Below are 17660 nucleotides of genomic sequence, written 5' to 3' on the forward strand. Positions count from 1 at the left end.
CACTGCGAGCTACGCTCAGTCTCGAACTCGAAGTTAGTACTGCTGCCTTCGGACACACGGTTCTGGTCGAAGCTAACGCTGAGTTCCTCCGATTTCACCCAGAAGGATACATCATGCCACTTATTGTTACTATCGCCAGTGTAGATGACGTACGGCTGGCCAGCTTCGAGCTTGGTGGTGTCGATCGTGGCTTCGCCGTTGTTGACCTCAACGAAGGTCACTCGATCATCAGAATCGGTCTGTCCGGCGGATAGACCTTCTCGGATCTCGAGGCCGTTAGCGTCGACACCCGTGAGGGTAATCTCTTGGCCCATCCAGGCGTTATCGTTTTCGAGTTCAGTTGTCGTGTCGTACGTCTCTCCGTCCGTATAGGTATCGGCGTTCTGAACTGCTGCCGCGCCGCCCACAAACGCTGCGGACATTGCGACAACAGAGAGGACCATAAGCGCGGCCAGGACTACTGCACGTCCCTTTTCGCGATAGGTCGTTTCGCTTGTCATGTGTTATGTATTATTGTCGTGTTTCGGTTGGTTAGCGCGCGATTCAGTCGGAGTGCGAGTCAGTCACCAACGAACTCTCATCCGTCGGCGAACGGACTGGCACCGGGTAGGGGTATTCAGTTCTATTAAGGATCACGTAATAAGCTTTCTGGACTGCCACCATATCAGCATAAGAGAGTAATACTGTATAACTGCTGTATGAAGGCTGGTGACGGCGTATTACTCGATCATCACACTCACCGTGAAATCCTAATCGTTGGTACGTTGCTCGTAGTGGCACTGCGGCGGCTGAGATTGCTCCGATAGTAGTATCATATTACTCGAGGCCAATATCCCTCGATACGCGAGTAAAAACTAATTATGGAGTCGAGAATGGCTGCCAGTGAGGGGACACAAATAACGACAGTCGATCTCGTGCGCGGGACCGAACCTCTTGTAGTTCGTCCCCATGAATTTCGAAATTATCGTCACGAGAAATAATGTGTCAATAGATATCGTGGCCCTCGTTGTCCCCGGGGAAGATCACTCTCCGTCTGTCTGGTAGACCTGCATCTCGAGATACGTATCGAGTTCACCACGAACGTCTTCAAGCCAACCCTCGTCGTGGTTCGTGGACCGACGGACTAGAATCCCGTTGATCATGGTAACAATCGTCGTCGCGACTGCCTGCGCCTCGCACTCTCGAAATACGTTGCACTCGATCCCGCTTGCGATGATGTCCGCAAGATATTGTTCGAAAATCTCGTCGCTTCGAGTGAAGTGCTTCCGGTAGGCCTCGTCGTGGATCGCTCGCGCCCGGAGCTCGAACAGCGTCGTGGACAACTGGGACTGTTCTTCGTTGCTACTTCCGACAAACTGCTCGATCACCTTCTCGAGATGACTTCGGGGATCCTCTATGCGCTCCTCGATTACCTGCTCGCTGTGTCGGTCCAGAACGAATTCGAGCGTCTCAAGGACGAGATCGTCCTTTCCGTCGTAATGGTGGTAGATCAGCGATTGGCTCTTTTCGAATTCGTCGCCGATCTTCTCAATCGTGAGGTCCGCGTACCCGTGTTCGCGTAAGGACCGCAACGTCGCAATCATAATTTTCTCGCGCGTGCCCGACGGGTCGTCGAAGAGTTCATTCGTCACAGTTGCCACCCACTGTTTACGCCGTCATCGACTCCTCTTGAGCGCATCGGTCGACCAATTTCGTTGCCTGTACTATCCCCTCTAGTAGTCATATCACGCTGGACGAGACGCACTCTCAAAAGCGGCCTGATTGAACGTTCAATCAGAAGGTATATCTTTCAGTACTCTAGTTGTTATCCAATGAGTAATACTGGTCAATTCGAATCAATTTTCTCGGAAAACCGAGATACACCGGCATATCCTGCCAGAGAGGGCAATACTAGGTGGTTCTGATGAAGAAGCACCGCCTCCTCGTCGTGGTAGTTGTTCTGTTCGCTGGTGCTAGCGGAGCTCTCCCAAGTGCGATCGCCCAACAGACCAGTGGTGGGTACACGATGGGAAACCCCGATCTCGGAGTGGTACTCTCCGATAACGAAGTTACGCCCGGAACGACGGCCGAACTCGAGTTCCAGATCCGGAACGATGGACGAGTTATCGCCGGCTCCGGAGAGGGGGTTACCGACGCACGAGCGACGACTGTTGAGATAACTGATGGCGGACCGTTCGAAGTCGAATCCGAGAAGGCTTCTATCGGCACCATCGCTGACGGGCAGACAGTTCCTGCTAATCAGAGAATTGCCGTACCTGAAGACGTTGAACCCGGTGAATACGATATCACCCTCAAACTTCGCTACAGCCATAATAAAAATATTGACTCCGATGGGGATGTTGACCGGAGAACGAGAACGGAACTCAAAGACGTGACGATCGTCGTCCCGGAGGATCCCCGATTCGAAGTCACCGACGTTACGACCGATGTCGAACCCGGGACGAGCGGTGACGCGACTCTCGAGATCGAGAACGTCGGGACGGAACCCGCGAATCAGACCCGAACGAGTATCGCCGGCGGTAACGGCGTCGTCGTCGACGGTGGCTCGGCCCAGAATCCCGCCGAAGAGATACTCGGCGACCTCGAGCCCAACGAATCGACGACGATGACCGTCGACGTGGCGATCGACGGGGCGGTCAGCGGCGGCGAGCGCCCCCTCGAGGTAAGTTTCTCCTATCGCGACGCCTCGGGTATCGAACGACAGGCAAACGACGTAACCGCATCACTCGCGCCCGCAGCCGAGCAATCGTTCTCGATTCGAAACCTCGAGGACACCCTCTCGGTCGGCTACGAGGGCGACGTAACTGGGGAAATCGTCAACGACGGACCCCGACCCGTCGACGACGCAGTGCTGGTCATCGAGCCGATGAGTGACTCGCTGTTCGTCGAGGACACCCGCTACGCGCTCCCCGAACTGAAACAGGGTGAAGCCGCGACGTTCGCCTACTCGACGGACGTCAGCGGGCAGGCCGATGCTGGTGCCCGGCAACTCCGCTTTACCGTCGAGTACACCGGGAGCGGAGATACGACCCTGCAGGACGGTCCGATCTCCGAACGAGTCGTGGTCGACGAACGAACCGATGAGTTCTCGCTCAGCGACGACGGGGTGTCGGTCCGGCAGGGCGACTCGAGTGATCTCGTCCTCGAGATCACGAACGAGCGCCCGGAGACGCTGTCGAACATCGACGCGAGACTCTACACCGATAGCCCCCTCGATGCGCCCAACGACGAGGCGTTCGTCGACGAACTCGAGCCGGGAGAGTCGGCCGAGATCCCCTTCGAGGTCTCGGCGGCTGAAGACGCGAGCGTCGAGACCCACCCCGTCGAACTCGACTTCGAGTACGACACCGAACGCGGCGAGACGGTCCTCTCCGATGTCTACCAACACCCGATCGAGGTCGAAGCCGGCGGCGATGACGGCGGCGGCTTCCCGTCGGTTATCGTCGGGATACTCGCCGCGCTCGCCGTGAGCGGTATCGGGGTCGGCCTCTGGTGGCGACAGCACTGATCGATGCCCGACATCGATGAGATCCGCGACCGGGACGACGCCGCGGAGAGCGATCGCTCTCTTTCCGATCGGCTCAACACGGCGATCACCGACCACCCGTGGCGGGTCGTCCTCGCCTTTGCCGTCGTTACCGTCCTATTCGTCGGTGGAATCGGCGGCGGAGGCGAACAACAGGCCGGAACCGACCAGTTCACCGAGGGGTTAGAGGAACAGCAGGCCCTCGAGGACATGCAAGACGACTTCGCCCGGGAGGGCCGCGAGGGCGGCGGCTCGACCGCGAGCTTGTTCATCGAGGAACGCAACGCCCTCTCGAAGCAGAGCCTCCTCCGGATGCTCGAGTTTCAGGAGCGTGCGGAAAACGATGCGGGGCTGCGAGTCGAGTCGTCGACGAGTCCGGCCTCGCTCGTCGCTCAGCAGCTCGATCCAAAAGCTGACACGCCCGAAACGCAGCGACGCGCCATCGAACGCGCCTCTCAGCGGCAGTTAGAAGGGGCTATCGCGGACGCCGACGAGGCCGCCGGGCTGCCGGTGAGTACGGACTTCACCCGTGAGTCGGCACAGGCAGACGTTGCTCAGATCGCGGTCACCTACGATACGCCGCCGAACGCGGACACGGACGACACGGCCGAGCTACAGTCGGAAACGGCCGCGTTAGCCAACGATATCGACGGCTACGAAACGGGCGAGAACGTCGAGGTGTTCGGCAGCGCGATCATCGAAGAGGAGATGCTGCAGTTGCTCGGCGACACCGCGATCGTCGTCTTCCCGGCGGCGCTCGTGTTGATCCTGTTCTTCCTGATCGTCGCCTACCGCGACCCGATCGATCTCGCCCTCGGGCTGGCCGCGCTGATGATGACGATGCTCTGGACGTTCGGGTTCATGGGCTATGCTGGCATTCCGTTCTCGGATATGATGATCACGGTCTTCCCGCTCCTGCTGGCCGTCGGGATCGACTTCGGAATCCACATCATCAACCGCTATCGCGAGGAGCGAGCGACGGGTGCGGCGATCGGCGACGCCATGGGTATCACGACGCGCCAGCTCACGGGTGCGTTCCTGATCGTCACGATGACGACCGTGATCGGCTTCGCCTCGAACCTGACGAGTTCGATAGGTCAGCTCCGTGACTTCGGTATCGTCGCCGGGGTCGGTATCCTGTTTACCTTCCTCATCTTCGGCGTCTTCCTCCCGGCCGGGAAGGTCGGACTGGATCGACTCCGCGACGGGACTCGATTCCCGAAGTTCGGCACGAGCCCGATGGGGAACGAAGACTCCGTCCTCGGTCGTATCCTTCCGGTCGGGGTAACGCTCGCGCGGATCGCGCCCGCGATCATCCTCGTGAGCGCGCTCGTCTTCGGCGCGGCGGCGGCCGGCTACGGTACGGGCGTCGATTCGGAGTTCTCGCAGGAGGCGTTCTTCCCGGACGAGGATCGGCTCGCCCAGTACGAACGGCTTCCCGAACCGCTCGCACCCAGTCAGTACACGTTCATGACTGTACTCGACTACCTCGAGGAAGACTTCGATCAGGGGCTCGTGGGGTCGGTAACCGTCTATGTTGACGATCCGGACGTGAGATCGGCCGCCGGACTCCGCGACATCGACCGGGCGCTTACCAATCCGCCCGAGACGTTCAAGGAAACCGACCGGCGCGCGGAGGCGGACAGCGTCGTCGGCACGATCGAGCAGCGCAAGTCGACCGACCCCGAGTTCGCGGCAACGGTCAAGCAAACCGACTCGGACCACGACGGGCTTCCAAACCGGGATATCGACCGAGTCTACGACGAACTGCTCGAAGAAGAGTCCGCCCAGCAGTACGTCACGAGCGACCGTAGTTCGACCCGCATCGTGTATCAGGTCGACTCCGACGCTGACCAGACGGACGCGACCCACGCCGCCCAGACGGTCGCAGACGAGATGGAGATGGACGCGACGGCGACGGGCGAGTTGGTAGTCAATCAGGCTGTCATCGACCGCATCGGCGACTCGGCGATCAAGAGTCTGGTCGTCGCGTTCCTCCTCACTGCGGTCTTCCTGATGCTGTCGTACTGGTGGCTCGAGGGACGGATGGTCTACGGCGTGATCAACCTCGTTCCGGTCCTCGTGACCGTCGCGATGCTGGCGGGCTCGATGCGCCTGTTCGGAATCGCGCTGTCGCCGATCAACACCCCGATCCTGTCGATCTCGATCGGGCTCGGCGTCGACTACACGGTCCACTTCATGCACCGGTTCGTCGACGAATACGAGGCGGGAGCCGACGTCCACGAGGCCCTGCAGGTGACTGTCCGCGGCACCGGCGGTGCCCTGACCGGCAGTATGCTCACTACCGTCTGCGGACTCGGCGTGTTGTACCTCGCGTTGATCCCCATGATCATGGAGTTCGGACTCCTGCTCGCGCTGGGGATCTTCTACGCCTATCTCACGTCGATCTTCCTGCTCCCGTCGACGATCGTCGTCTGGGACCGCCTCGAGCGGCGGTTCGGCCCGCTCGGAGAGATTCAGTGGCGGGAGTCGGTTCGTTCCTTGACAGGGAAGAACTAGGCGACTCGAGCCTCAACGGCGGATCGGTTCTCGCGCTGCCCGCTTTTGTTCAGATGGCTGAAATTATATAGTATTCTCTTGTGAAAACCACATCATACCATGGATTCGTTCACCGAATGTGGGACACAGTGATCATCTCTGCACACCACGTATAAAGAAGCACGTCCTGCTCTACAGGCAGTTGTTCGGATCGGCTAGAGCGTGTCGAACGAGTCGATCACGTCGCTCGTCGAATGTGTCTCGACGAGATTTTGTTCGTCGAAGTCAGTATCATCGCTCCAGCCGTCTGTGTCCCTGGCCAAGGCGCACGCGACATATAGCACGTCGTTGGGGTCGGTTTCACCGATCGCTGCTTCGGCCTCTTCGATGTGCGGATAGAACTCGTCGGCAGGGACGACCTCAATGTACTGAAACAGGAGGTCGACGAACTGGGCGACTCGCTCTGGACTCATACCGGACTTCTCGACAATCAGCTCCGTGTAGTTCTCGATCTCGTCGTAGACGAATTTTGGTGTCAGGAGGTCGGTTCGAGCGTGACGATGAGTTCACGGGTTTTCGAGTCAGCGATGAGCGCAGAGATGACGACGTTGGCATCGACGACCAGCTTCATTCGTTGAGGCTACTCCGACTCCTCTTCGACGCGCTCGCGTGCGCTCTCGTTGATTCTGTCGGCGATATCGGCGACATCGCTCTCGGTGAGTTCACTCTCGGACGTGAGTTCGTCCATTACTTCGAGTGTCTCGATTTTTTCCTGAATGGCCTGTCGGGTAACCTCACTCCAGTTGATTTCCGGGTGTTTCTCCATCCGGTTTTTGAGGTCATCGTCGACATTGACAGTGATACTGGGCATACAGGAAACTATGTACGCACAGAATATTGTGTCATTGGGTCAGAACACAGCAGTAAGAACTGCCCGCTAGCTTCGCGGTGTTTTTCTCATCAAGACTGGGCGGATACTTGAACGAAGTTGTTAGAACGCATTCAATTCGGGCGAGTATCCGGTCTTCCGGCTGCTCACCGACTCCGACTGAACGAGGAGAATCCCTCAGAACGAACCTAAAACCCACTTTGAAGATAGAACGCCTAAGGCGTGTGTTTTGACCCTTACCTGCTCTCCCGTTGCTCAACTTTGTTCAGATAGATGAAAGCCATGGTACGAGTCACAGAAAATATCTATCGTGGGTAATAGTGGGCAACACTTATTCAGCAGTAGGTCCAAGTCGGTAACATGACGAAAGTAGATGCTCGGGACCTACGAACTAACGAGACCGACGACCGAGGCCGAATCTATCTCGGGACGGAATACGCAAACAAGCGCGTAACCGTCGCTGTCGTCGAAGTAGAATCTGATCATCCCGACGAGGACGAACTGGCTGCCGCGTATCGCGAGGCTTCTGAGAGTGCGGAAGAACTTGCGGACGAGTGGGATGAAGCGTCGGACGAAGCGTGGAGCGGGCTGGATGAATGAGCGAGGATACGGAGGTTCGTCGCGGTGACGTCGTTATCGTTCGTCTTGATCCAGCAGAAGGGCACGAGATGAAGAAAACTCGTCCTGCGGTAGTCGTCCAGAACGATGTTGGGAATGAAAATGCTAGTACGACTATCGTTGCACCTGTGACGGGGACATATCGGGGCTATCCGTTCGAGGTTCTCGTTGAAGCAGCGGAGTCGCCGTTCGAGAAAGATTCTTCGATTCGCCTCGATCAAATTCGTGCCGTCTCCATCGAAAAACGGATTTACTCGGTGCTTGGAAGTCTCGACCGAGAGTCGATGGAGACAGTGGACGAAGCGTTGAAACTGAGTCTCGGACTGGACTGACGTATCTGCTGTGATCAGTATAGGCGGAGGCGTTACCGCCAGCAGCCGCGAGCGAACGGTGTGAGCGAGCGGGCCAAGGAATCCCTCGAAGCCGCGCCAACGGCGCGGCTGAGGGGGTGACGCTGTGCTTTTAATCAACATTTTGCCGAGCGACTGAGCGGAAGCGAGGGAGCGCAGAGCAAAATGTTGGCACGTATAGTGTCCGCTGGCTCCGGTTATCGGTCCACAGCTCATATCCTTCGATACGAACCAACTGAACAACAACCGGAAGATTTCTGAGGTCGAATCACGCGGTACACGCTCTCAAAACCCGCTTAGTGCTATCTACTATCCCTTTGCTCCACCTTGTTCAGTTCGATCAACAGTCGGAAGATCGCCTTGACAAGATTGGCGTCGACGTCGAACTGTTCGGCGTTGTCGCCCGCCCGGTCCATGACCTGCTGTTCCTGTTTCTCGTCGGTCGTCGGCAGCCCCTGTTCGTCCTTGACCGCCGCGATCGTGTCCGCGACGTACGTTCGCTGGGCGATCAGTTCGACGATCTCCTGATCGATCGTCCGGATCTCCTCGCGCAGTTCGTCGAGGTCCATCTCCTCAGGCGTGCGTTCCTCCTCGTCGATTCCACCGTCCGTCGCTGTGTCCGTTGGCTCTCGAGTCATGTCGTTTGGGTACCGTCCGTTCGCGTCTGCAGTAATCGTGTCGTTCCGTCGCGTTCGTCCCACCGTCGCTCGACTGCCTCGAGTGTCTCCCGCTCACCGACGGCGACGTAGCTCGGTCCGGTTCCGGACAGCGAGACGCCGGCGACATCGGGCAGGGCCTCGATCATCGGCCCGGTCGGGAACTCGAGTGCGGCCGAGAAGGCGAAGCCGTTGACGGTCATCGCCTCGCCGTAGCGGCCGTCGAGCGCGAGTTCCTCGACGAGTCGGGCCATCGGGGCGACGCGTTCGCAGGCCGACACGTCCGCATCGGCGCTGTAGGACTGTTCCGGCGGGGTGTAGACTACCGCCGTCCAGTCGATCTCCTCGCGGGCGAGCAACGCGTCGGTCGCGTTGTCGGTCACCGTCACGCCGCCGAGCATGCTCGCGCTGGCGTCGTCGAACGCGCCGGTGGCGGTTACGCCGGCGTCGCGGGCGGCCCGGACGCCGAGTCGGCAGGCCTCGATCCGTTCGACCGAGTCGGCGACCTCGAGGGCGTCGAGCGTCGCGAGCACCGTCGCGTTGGCCGCGGCACTGGAACTCTTCAGGCCGGCGGCCATCGGAATCTCGCTCTCGGTGCGGACGCGAGCGCCCACGTCCGTCTCGTCCAGTCCGGCCGCGTCGGCGTACTCCGAGACCGTCAGTTCGACGCAGCGCTCGATGAGCGTCGCGTCGGCGTCGGGCCGGCCGGCGATGTCACCGACGATATCGCTGTCACTCGTGAGTTCGACGGTCGCCGTCGTCTCGAGGTCGATCGCGAAGGCCGACCCGGTGCCGGTCGCGAGCGCGTTGAGTATCGTCCCGGCTGCGGGGGCGACAGCACGGCCATCCATACCACAAGCGACTCAGACCGCGTATTTACGGCTGACGGTCTCGGCGAATCGGGTCGACCGGGCGTTACGGTCCGCGGGCGACGGCAAACGACTCGATCAGATGACAGACGAACCGGCGACTGGAACACACCGCTTTTCCCCGATCCGACCGAACGAACGCACATGAGCGCGCGCAACAACGTCGCCCCCAGCACGATCGGCGTCGATTTCGTCGACGGTGGCGTGGTCGTCGAGTACCACGACGGCCGGGAGGTATTCTACCACGGGCCGCCCGAACCCGTCGATGGTCCCCTCTCGACCCCGCCGGGCAAGGAAGTCCACGTCCTCGTCACCGATCCCGACGGCGTCGAGGGCGTCATGACCTACGTCAACGACCGGAACACCCACGACGACATCCTCGAGACGACCGGCGTCGGTCGCGTGATGCTCGATCGCGACGACGAGGAGGAACTGTTCCCGGGCGTGACCGTCGCCACGGAGGCCTATTCGATCCGCGTCGAGGCCGACCTCTCGGTCGTCGACGGCCGCGTCTTCGTCTTCGCGGAGGACGAGATGAGCGAGCACGCCTACGAACTCGTCGAGAGCGCCGACTGATGCCGCTACAGAAACCGTGGCGCGACCTCGAGCGGGAGACGGTCGCCGCCGCGCCGGACCGGCCCGGCGTCTACGAACTCGGCGACGGGTCGGGGACGGTGCTCGCGGTCGACCACGGCGTCCTCCGGGACGAACTCAAGACCGCGCTGGCCTACGGCGACGGCGACCGCGTCCGCTGGACGGAGACACATACGCTTGAGCAGGCCCGCGAACTCGCCGCCGAGCACCGCGAGCGACTCGAGTGACCGGCTCGCGGGGTCGGGATCGGTCGGCTCACTGAATGTACGTCGGATCGGAGCCGTCACACCGCTGTTCGTGTTCGGACGCCTCCGACTGCTCGTCGAAGAGTAGTCCGCAGGTCTCACACTCGTACCAGGTAGTGTCGTCGCGTTCTGTCTGGACCACCATGCTAGACGATGGTACACGGACGACAAAAGGCGTTTCTCCGGTCGCTGCAGCCGAGGTCGACCCTCGAGTTGGAGCCGTCTGTGATCGAGTCCGACGGCGCGTCGCGAACCGCCGTCGTCAGGCGTCGAGTTCGGTCAGTTCCTCGACGTCCGGAATCGCCTCGCTCGCGCTGGTGATCTGTTGCATCCGCTGTTCGTGTTTCGTGTACGCGTAGTCGGCCAGATCGGACGGGCTCGGGCCGGGCCCCGCCTCGGTGCTGGCCCCGTCGTCGCCGGCCAGGCTCTCCTGGACGAGCGGCACCAGTTCGTCGATCGTCTCGCGGAGCAGGTCGGGGTCGACCTTGCCCTCGCTGACGAGCGACTTGAGTTTCGCCATCCCGAAGCCGACGTGGCGTCCCTCGTCGCTGCGGACCAGTTTGAGCCCCTCGACCAGTCCCGGCAGATCCGGAAGGTCGGGTTCGCTCTCACCGTAGGCGAGGGTGAGTCCGTAGTAGCCGGTCTGGGCCAGGATCCCTTCGATCGTCAGGTGGTAGTGACAGTAGGCCCTCGCGCGGTTCTCCGGCGTGTCCTCCTCGAGGAGTCGCGCCATCGCCCGCTCGTTGCGCTCGAACAGTTCGTCGTAGGGCTCGTTGAACCACGCCTCGTCGGTCGGCGAGGTGAGGTCCTGCCCGCGCCGTTGTTCTTCCGGACGGACCACCTCGCGCCAGTAGCGGTCGAAGAAGTCGGTGTGTTTGGACTCCTCGTAGAGCTGCGTCGTGATGAACATCTGATCGCCGATGTCCTCGAGGACGACCGCCAGCGGCGAGAGGTCCTCCGTCACCGACTCCTCGCCCGCGCCGAACAGCGCGAGCGACTGCTTGAGTCCCCGAAAGGCCGGCTCGGGGAGGTCGGCGACCCCCTCGCGGTCCGCCTCGAGGTCGACCTCGTGTGGATCCCAGTGTTTCTCGACCGCGTTGCGGTAGTAGTTGTACGATCGAACCGTCGTCTCGAGTTGCATCGGTGGCTGGTCGTCGGGGTCCATGCTTAGCCGAACATATGCGCCGATCCCCGATCAACCTGTATCTAATCCATAAGGGTGTTTAAGTCCCGTCGCACGAAAGGGAACGTATGGGCCTCATCGCGGAGTTCCAGCTCAACTCTCCGGATCTACCGTTGACGGACGCGGTGTCGGCCGTTCCCGACATCACACTCTACATCGAACGGATCCTCGTCGTCGATCCCGACCGCCCGGTCGTTCTCTGTCGGACCGCGGGGGCTGCCGACGGCTTCACCGCGGCGCTCGCGGACGATCCGACGGTCGAGACCTATCGGCGGATAGACGAGCGAGCCGAGGGCACGATGTATCGGATCAGGCTCCGGGACCCGCCGCTGCCGATCTATCGGAAGTACGTCGAACTCGGAACGACGCCGCTGGGCGGGGTCGTGACCGTCGACGGCTGGTGGGGACGAGCGCGGTTCCCGGACAGGGAGGCGCTCGCGGAGTACCGCGCGTTCTGTACGGACCGGGGCGGAACGTTCAAACTCGAGCGGCTCACCCGAGAGTCGTCGTCGGACGACCCGCCGTTCGGACTCACCCGCGAGCAATACGAGGCGCTGGTCGCGGCCCGCGAGGTGGGCTATTTCGAGGTCCCGCGGGCGGCGTCGACAGAGGACGTCGGCGACCGACTGGGAATTTCGGCACCCTCGGCCTCCGAACGGCTGCGACGCGGCATCGATCGGCTCCTCGAGAACGTGCTCTGAACCGACTCGAGTCCGGTCTCGGTCGTCGCCAAACTCTCCCGACGAGTTCCGACCGCCGGCGACGGGACAATTCTCAAGGCGACCGACGCGAAAGGAACGGGTATGAGTTCGTCGGAATCGGACGGCGTGACGCTGTCGGTTCGGGCTGCGGAGAAGGGAGACGCCGGCCGGGGCGTCGCGCGGATCCCCGAACCGGCGCGGCGACAGCTCGGTATTCTCAGCGGCGATACCGTCGTGATCGAGGGCGACGAGACGACCGTCGCCAAGATGTGGCCCGCAGACCAGTCGGTCCCCGAGAATGCGGTACAGATCGACGGCGATACGCGGGCCAACGCCGGCGTCCACGTCGGCGATACGGTCTCCGTCAGAGCGAAAGACAAGTCGACCATCACCGACGCCGACCGGGTCACGCTGGTCGCGCCGCCGGGGCTCCCCGACCGCCAGCGCCGGGCCGCCGAGAGCGAAGCGACGGAGAAACTGCGCAACCGGCCGGTTCGCGCCGGCGAACAGGTCCGGATCGAGGGGATCGATCAACAGCCGTTCAGGGTAACCGACACGGACCCGGACGGCGACGTTCGAATCACGGACGCGACGACGATCCGCATCGTCGACGCCGACGTCGGACCGGGCGACACCGCGACCTCGAGTGGCTCCGGAGCCGGCGGCCGCAGCCATCGATCGAGCGAATCGACGGGTGCCCCGACCGCGACCGACTCCGGCTCCGAGGTCGCGGCCGACGAGCCCGAACCCAGTCCGAGCTCCGGGGTCACCTACGAGGACATCGGGGGGTTAGACGAGGAACTCGAGCAGGTCCGCGAGATGATCGAACTCCCGCTGTCGGAGCCGGAACTGTTCCGGCGACTCGGCGTCGAACCGCCGTCGGGCGTGCTCCTGTACGGCCCGCCGGGCACGGGCAAGACCTTGATCGCCCGCGCGGTCGCCAACGAGGTCGACGCCCGCTTCGAGACGATCTCGGGACCGGAGATCATGTCGAAGTACAAAGGCGAGAGCGAGGAGCGGCTCCGCGACGTGTTCGAAACGGCCGAGGCGAACGCGCCGACGATCATCTTCTTCGACGAGATCGACTCGATCGCCGGCACCCGCGACGACGAGGGCGACGCCGAAAACCGGATCGTCGGCCAACTGCTGACCCTGATGGACGGCCTCGACGCCCGCGGCGAGGTCATCGTCATCGGCGCGACCAACCGCGTCGACGCGATCGATCCCGCGCTCCGCCGGGGCGGCCGGTTCGACCGCGAGATCCAGATCGGCGTCCCCGACGAGGAGGGTCGCCGGGAGATTCTCGAGGTACACACTCGTGGCATGCCGCTTTCCGACGACGTAGACATCGACGCGATCGCGCGGCGAACCCACGGTTTCGTCGGGGCGGATCTGGACGCCGTCGCGAGCGAGGCCGCGATGGCCGCGATCCGCGACCGGCCGACCGAGACCGACGAGCAGCGAACGTGGAACCGGAATCCGATGGTTCGGAAAACCCACTTCGATACCGCGCTCGCGGCCGTCGAACCCTCGGCCATGCGCGAGTACGTCGCCGAGTCACCGACCACCGATTTCTCCGATGTCGGGGGCTTGGAGACGGCTAAACAGACGCTCCGCGAGTCGGTCGAGTGGCCGCTGACCTACGACCGGCTCTTCGAGGAGACGAACACCGATCCGCCGTCCGGCGTCCTCCTGTACGGCCCGCCCGGAACCGGAAAAACGTTACTCGCACGCGCACTCGCGGGCGAAACCGACGTTAACTTCGTCCGCGTCGACGGTCCCGAGATCGTCGACCGCTACGTCGGCGAGAGCGAGAAGGCGATCCGCGAGGTGTTCGAGCGCGCCCGCCAGTCGGCCCCCTCGATCGTCTTCTTCGACGAGATCGACGCCATCGCGGCCGCTCGAGGCGACGGCCACGAAGTCACCGAACGCGTCGTCTCGCAGCTCCTGACCGAACTCGACGGAATGCGGGAGAACCCCAACCTCGTCGTGCTGGCCGCGACCAACCGCAAGGACCAGATCGATCCCGCGCTGCTCCGGCCCGGCCGGCTCGACACCCACGTCTTCGTCGGCGAGCCCGATCTCGAGGCCCGCGAGAAGATCCTCGAGGTCCACGCACAGGGGAAACCGCTCGACAACGATATCGACATCGCCGAACTCGCCGGCGAACTCGAGGGTTACACCGGGGCCGACCTCGAGGCCCTGATCAGGAACGCCTCGATGCGGGCGATCCGCGAGGTCGCGAGCGAGTACGGTCCCGAAGCGGCCAACGAGAAGGCGTCGACGGTTCGCATCGAGCGCCATCACATCGAGGCCGCTCGAGAGGAGACGGACGACGTGAATCGGTCCTGATACCACCGATTCGACACTCGTCCGGATCTATTACGCTGCCGACCCCGGCTCGTTCGCCGACAGCGGCTCCAGTTCTGCGGGCGTCCCCATGACGAAGAGCCGGTCACCGTCCCGCACGGTCTCGTTTTCGTCCGGAAACGGGATCGCGTCGCCGTCGCGTACCGCGAGGAGGACGGTCCCCGAGAGCCAGCCGACGAACTCGTTGTCGATCGGGTCATCTTCTGCGACCGTCACCGAGCGCACCGTCTCGTCGGTGGCGCGGAGCACGGACACGAATCCGTAGCCGTCGTCCGGCGACACCGACCGCGTCGCCAGGCGATACCTCGAGTCGGCCTCGAACCAGAATTCGAACTCGTCGACGGCGTCGGCATCGACGGTGATCGTCGCGACATCGACGGTCGCGGCCCGCAGCGTCCCGGTCGCGACGAGCCGGCTCGAGTCGCCGTCGTCCCCACCCGTCCAGACCTCGATCGGATCGCCGGCGCTGGCGGTCGGCGACGAAGTGGCGCGGATCGCGGTGGCGGCGGTGCCGTCCGGAAGCGTCGGCCCGAGTCCGGTTCGCTGTCGGCCGACCGCGAGGCGCTCGATCCCGCCGTCGTCTCCGACCGTGATCGAGACGTGGTCGATGTCGTAATCCCGCTCGAGGCGGCTCGAGAGCCGTGACTTGAGGGTCGACGCGTCGCGGTACTGGGGAACCAGCACCGTCCGCCCGGCGAGGTCGCGTTTGGTCGCCGCGTCGGCGGCCGGATAGCCGTCGACATCGCCGATCCGTTCGGGTAACTCGATCGGCGTCGGTCGCCGCGCCGATCGGACGAGTGACGCGCCCTCGCCGGCGGCCGCCAGTCGATCGATATCGAAGACCTCGCGGGCGAACCGGTCGCCGATCCGACGCCCGCCCTCGGTGGTTCCCGCACTGACGGCGATCGCACCGAGAAAGTACGCGGCGGTCGCGTGATGGACGAGCGGCGTCTGGTCGATGACCGTCGCGTGCCCGAGACCGACTGCGTTGAGCCAACCCGCGACGACGGCGAGGCCGGCGAAGACGCCGGCGCCGACCGGGGCGACTCGAGCGCTGGTGGCGCGGTAGCCGAACGCGACGATCGTCGCCGTGATGCCGGCGAGCAGGGCGAACCCGAGAACGTTGATCAGCGCCGTCTCGGTCCACTCGGTCACGACCGCCTGCAAAACGACGACTCCCGTCACGGTCGCACCTCCGTCTCCACGGTCGTGTTCGGACCCGACTTCGAGTCGCGAGCCGCGTCGAGCGCTCGTTTCACCGTCGTTCGCTCGCCGGCGACGAACACGTCGTCCCCGTCCTCGAGGTCCGCCTCGTCGGGGACGACGGCCCACGTCTCGCGGTCGGCGATCGTCTCGGCACTCGTCGCTGCCGTTTCCTCGGTATCGATTTCGATCTCGGTGTGACGAGTCGCCGCGAGGATATGGAGTTCGTCGTCGGTCACGTCATCGACTGACTCGAGGGCCGTCTCGATCGCTCCGAACGAGGCGCGACGGAGCGAGTAGTCGGCCCGCTCGAGTCGGGAGATCGCCTCGCGGTCGGCGTCCGTGCCGCCGGCGGGGACGACGATTCGAGCGCGATCGGCGGCGAGCAACGCGTTAGCGCGGCCGGACGGAACGGCGACGGTGACGCGCCCGTTGCCGCCGGCCGTTTCGGCAGTTGGTCGCGTTCTCACATCGAGCCGCGTACCGCGCTTGACTCCCGGTTCGGTTTCGCTTCGATCGGTAGATTCCGTCGAGTCGCCCCGGCCGATGCTCAGAACCGTCCCCCGAACCGCCTCGTCCGGAACGTGAACCGCGACATCGTCGCCGGGTGCCAGTCCCGTCGGCAGGAGCGCGTCGATCGAGACGGCGCGCCACCCGTCGGGGACGGCCGTCGAATCGCCGCCCGAGGGCGGTGCCGCGGCGACCGTCGCCCGACCGCGGCCGTCGATCGATACCGAGACCGCGGCCAGTTCGAACTCGGTTCGGAGCCGAGTCTCGAGCCGCGTCTCGATCGCCGAGAGCGGGAGGTCGGCGGGGAGCCGCCACGAGTCCGCCTCGAGTGCCGCCCGCAGGTCGGGCGAGAGCGACGGGTAGCCGTCGATACCGCGAACCGCCCCCGTCGTGCGGATCGTCACTTGCCCCGTCGCGTCGATCGAGTCGACGGCCTCGGCGGAGAGGGCTCGCCGCCGGAGGACCGGTCGTTCGATTCCGATCGGTAGCTCCGTCGCGGCGCGTTCGCCCTGACTGACGGCGTACACTGCGAGCAGACAGACTGCGGCGGCCCCGATCGCCAGCCGCGCCGGTGATCGTGCGCCGGTCTCGAGCACACCCGCGACGGCGGCGTTGAACCCGGTCAGCGACAGCGCGATCGCGACGGCGCCGGGCCACGGAAGCGTCGATCCGCGGTGGTGAAACGCGGCCCCGAGGAGTCCGACGACGATCGCGGGGCCGATGCCGAAGACCAGCCCGAACGCCAGTCCGGTGATGAGTTCGGTCGTCGTCCCGATCATGGTCGCTCGAGCCCGCGGCGGCGGTGCGTTCGGCATCGACCCGGCGTTCGGTGTCGGCGCGGTGCGGTACGCCGGACCGCGATCGCGGCTGAATAGCGTGGTGTCACGGTCTCAGCGGGAGACGACGCGGATGTCCGGATTCGGTTGTTCGTCGATGTAATTGCTGTCGGACGGCGGGATGACCTCCAACTGGATCGCTCCCATGTCCTGGTCCGCGCGAAGGCTCTGGCTGCCGTCGAAATCCAGCGCCGCGTGATTATCGTCACCGGTGGATTCGTCGAGCACGCCGTCGAGCTGTGCGGAATCGGCAGTGGCAACGATCGTCGCGTCCGAGACGTTGTTCCCGTTTTCGTCGATCGCGTACGCGTTCACTTCCGCGCTCGATCCGGTGGCATCCGCTTCGATCACCTGATCGTCGTCGGCGATTTTCACGGTTACCTCCGTGTCACCGACGCTGCCGATCCCGCCGAGCATGTTCAGCATGATCGCCAGCGCCGCGACGCCGACGACCAGTGCGATCACCAGCCGAATCGGCAACCCCTCGATCGCGCGGTCGTCTCGAGCGAACGACCGCGAGCCGTCCCTCCTGTCCGTCGAATCCGAGTCGGTCCGTTTCGAAGTCACGCCCCGCTTGGCCCCGCCTTCCGTCTTAAACGTTGGATCGCGGG

Annotated in this window: 18 protein-coding genes and 1 pseudogene; 8 read left to right on the forward strand and 11 right to left on the reverse strand. The window is 63.3% G+C overall.

Going from position 1 to position 17660, the window contains the following annotated elements; all coding sequences use genetic code 11:
* Both ACT4ML_RS00005 and ACT4ML_RS00010 read right to left on the reverse strand, forming a co-directional pair.
* Window positions 1-500, reverse strand: a 500-nt coding sequence (locus ACT4ML_RS00005; protein ID WP_444719023.1) for a surface glycoprotein, incomplete at its 3' end; no start/stop codon positions are given.
* Between the two features lie 522 nt (window positions 501-1022).
* The gene (locus tag ACT4ML_RS00010; RefSeq protein ID WP_444719024.1) at window positions 1023-1640 is read right to left on the reverse strand and encodes a TetR/AcrR family transcriptional regulator; all 618 of its coding nucleotides are present in this window, start codon (window positions 1638-1640) and stop codon (window positions 1023-1025) included.
* A 263-nt stretch (window positions 1641-1903) separates the two neighbouring features.
* On the opposite strand from ACT4ML_RS00010, the gene ACT4ML_RS00015 reads away from it, so the two are divergent.
* Both ACT4ML_RS00015 and ACT4ML_RS00020 read left to right on the forward strand, forming a co-directional pair.
* Window positions 1904-3508, forward strand: a complete 1605-nt coding sequence (locus ACT4ML_RS00015) for a COG1361 S-layer family protein (protein WP_444719025.1) — start codon at window positions 1904-1906, stop codon at window positions 3506-3508.
* Between the two features lie 3 nt (window positions 3509-3511).
* Entirely contained in the window at window positions 3512-6046 is a 2535-nt protein-coding gene (locus ACT4ML_RS00020) for an efflux RND transporter permease subunit (RefSeq protein WP_444719026.1), read from the forward strand.
* A gap of 194 nt (window positions 6047-6240) precedes the next feature.
* Here ACT4ML_RS00020 and ACT4ML_RS00025 read toward each other — a convergent pair.
* Both ACT4ML_RS00025 and ACT4ML_RS00030 read right to left on the reverse strand, forming a co-directional pair.
* Window positions 6241-6656: pseudogene (locus ACT4ML_RS00025) on the reverse strand (PIN domain-containing protein).
* A gap of 9 nt (window positions 6657-6665) precedes the next feature.
* Window positions 6666-6896, reverse strand: a complete 231-nt coding sequence (locus ACT4ML_RS00030) for a hypothetical protein (RefSeq protein ID WP_444719027.1) — start codon at window positions 6894-6896, stop codon at window positions 6666-6668.
* A gap of 378 nt (window positions 6897-7274) precedes the next feature.
* On the opposite strand from ACT4ML_RS00030, the gene ACT4ML_RS00035 reads away from it, so the two are divergent.
* Together ACT4ML_RS00035 and ACT4ML_RS00040 are read left to right on the forward strand one after the other, a co-directional pair.
* Window positions 7275-7514: a hypothetical protein gene (locus tag ACT4ML_RS00035; RefSeq protein WP_006431312.1), complete on the forward strand. Its 240-nt coding sequence runs from the start codon at window positions 7275-7277 to the stop codon at window positions 7512-7514.
* Window positions 7511-7864, forward strand: a complete 354-nt coding sequence (locus tag ACT4ML_RS00040; RefSeq protein WP_444719028.1) for a type II toxin-antitoxin system PemK/MazF family toxin — start codon at window positions 7511-7513, stop codon at window positions 7862-7864. The genes ACT4ML_RS00035 and ACT4ML_RS00040 overlap by 4 nt, the downstream gene beginning before the upstream one ends.
* A gap of 320 nt (window positions 7865-8184) precedes the next feature.
* Here the strand turns inward: ACT4ML_RS00040 and ACT4ML_RS00045 are convergent, their stop codons facing one another.
* On the reverse strand, window positions 8185-8520 hold the full coding sequence (locus ACT4ML_RS00045; RefSeq protein ID WP_138244472.1) for a chorismate mutase: 336 nt from the start codon (window positions 8518-8520) through the stop codon (window positions 8185-8187).
* Window positions 8517-9389: a shikimate kinase gene (locus ACT4ML_RS00050; protein WP_444719029.1), complete on the reverse strand. Its 873-nt coding sequence runs from the start codon at window positions 9387-9389 to the stop codon at window positions 8517-8519. The genes ACT4ML_RS00045 and ACT4ML_RS00050 overlap by 4 nt, the downstream gene beginning before the upstream one ends.
* Before the next feature lie 162 nt (window positions 9390-9551).
* Between ACT4ML_RS00050 and ACT4ML_RS00055 the strand changes: the two genes are divergently transcribed.
* Entirely contained in the window at window positions 9552-9983 is a 432-nt protein-coding gene (locus ACT4ML_RS00055) for a DUF5796 family protein (RefSeq protein WP_444719030.1), read from the forward strand.
* Window positions 9983-10228 (forward strand): DUF7508 domain-containing protein, encoded by a 246-nt coding sequence (locus ACT4ML_RS00060; RefSeq protein ID WP_444719031.1) that lies wholly within the window; start codon window positions 9983-9985, stop codon window positions 10226-10228. Before ACT4ML_RS00055 ends, ACT4ML_RS00060 begins: the two co-directional genes overlap by 1 nt.
* Before the next feature lie 28 nt (window positions 10229-10256).
* Here the strand turns inward: ACT4ML_RS00060 and ACT4ML_RS00065 are convergent, their stop codons facing one another.
* Both ACT4ML_RS00065 and ACT4ML_RS00070 read right to left on the reverse strand, forming a co-directional pair.
* Complete coding sequence (locus tag ACT4ML_RS00065) at window positions 10257-10391, reverse strand: DUF7128 family protein (protein WP_267877933.1); 135 nt, start codon at window positions 10389-10391, stop codon at window positions 10257-10259.
* 117 nt (window positions 10392-10508) lie between these two features.
* Complete coding sequence (locus ACT4ML_RS00070; RefSeq protein WP_444719032.1) at window positions 10509-11411, reverse strand: ribonucleotide-diphosphate reductase subunit beta; 903 nt, start codon at window positions 11409-11411, stop codon at window positions 10509-10511.
* Between the two features lie 86 nt (window positions 11412-11497).
* Between ACT4ML_RS00070 and ACT4ML_RS00075 the strand changes: the two genes are divergently transcribed.
* Both ACT4ML_RS00075 and ACT4ML_RS00080 read left to right on the forward strand, forming a co-directional pair.
* Window positions 11498-12130, forward strand: coding sequence for a helix-turn-helix domain-containing protein (locus ACT4ML_RS00075; RefSeq protein ID WP_444719033.1), 633 nt, complete (start codon window positions 11498-11500; stop codon window positions 12128-12130).
* 102 nt (window positions 12131-12232) lie between these two features.
* Window positions 12233-14482, forward strand: a complete 2250-nt coding sequence (locus ACT4ML_RS00080; RefSeq protein ID WP_444719034.1) for an AAA family ATPase — start codon at window positions 12233-12235, stop codon at window positions 14480-14482.
* A gap of 30 nt (window positions 14483-14512) precedes the next feature.
* On the opposite strand, the gene ACT4ML_RS00085 is transcribed toward ACT4ML_RS00080, so the two are convergent.
* The 3 genes from ACT4ML_RS00085 to ACT4ML_RS00095 form a co-directional block, all read right to left on the reverse strand.
* The gene (locus tag ACT4ML_RS00085) at window positions 14513-15685 is read right to left on the reverse strand and encodes a TrkA C-terminal domain-containing protein (RefSeq protein ID WP_444719035.1); all 1173 of its coding nucleotides are present in this window, start codon (window positions 15683-15685) and stop codon (window positions 14513-14515) included.
* Window positions 15682-17028, reverse strand: coding sequence for a hypothetical protein (locus tag ACT4ML_RS00090; RefSeq protein WP_444719036.1), 1347 nt, complete (start codon window positions 17026-17028; stop codon window positions 15682-15684). Before ACT4ML_RS00090 ends, ACT4ML_RS00085 begins: the two co-directional genes overlap by 4 nt.
* Window positions 17029-17103: 75 nt before the next feature.
* Window positions 17104-17616 carry a DUF7382 domain-containing protein gene (locus ACT4ML_RS00095; RefSeq protein WP_138244463.1) on the reverse strand — a complete coding sequence of 171 codons (513 nt, stop codon included), beginning with the start codon at window positions 17614-17616 and terminating at the stop codon, window positions 17104-17106.
* Window positions 17617-17660 lie beyond the last annotated feature (44 nt).

This window comes from Natrinema sp. LN54, from assembly GCF_052439245.1.
Lineage (GTDB): Archaea > Halobacteriota > Halobacteria > Halobacteriales > Natrialbaceae > Natrinema > Natrinema versiforme_A.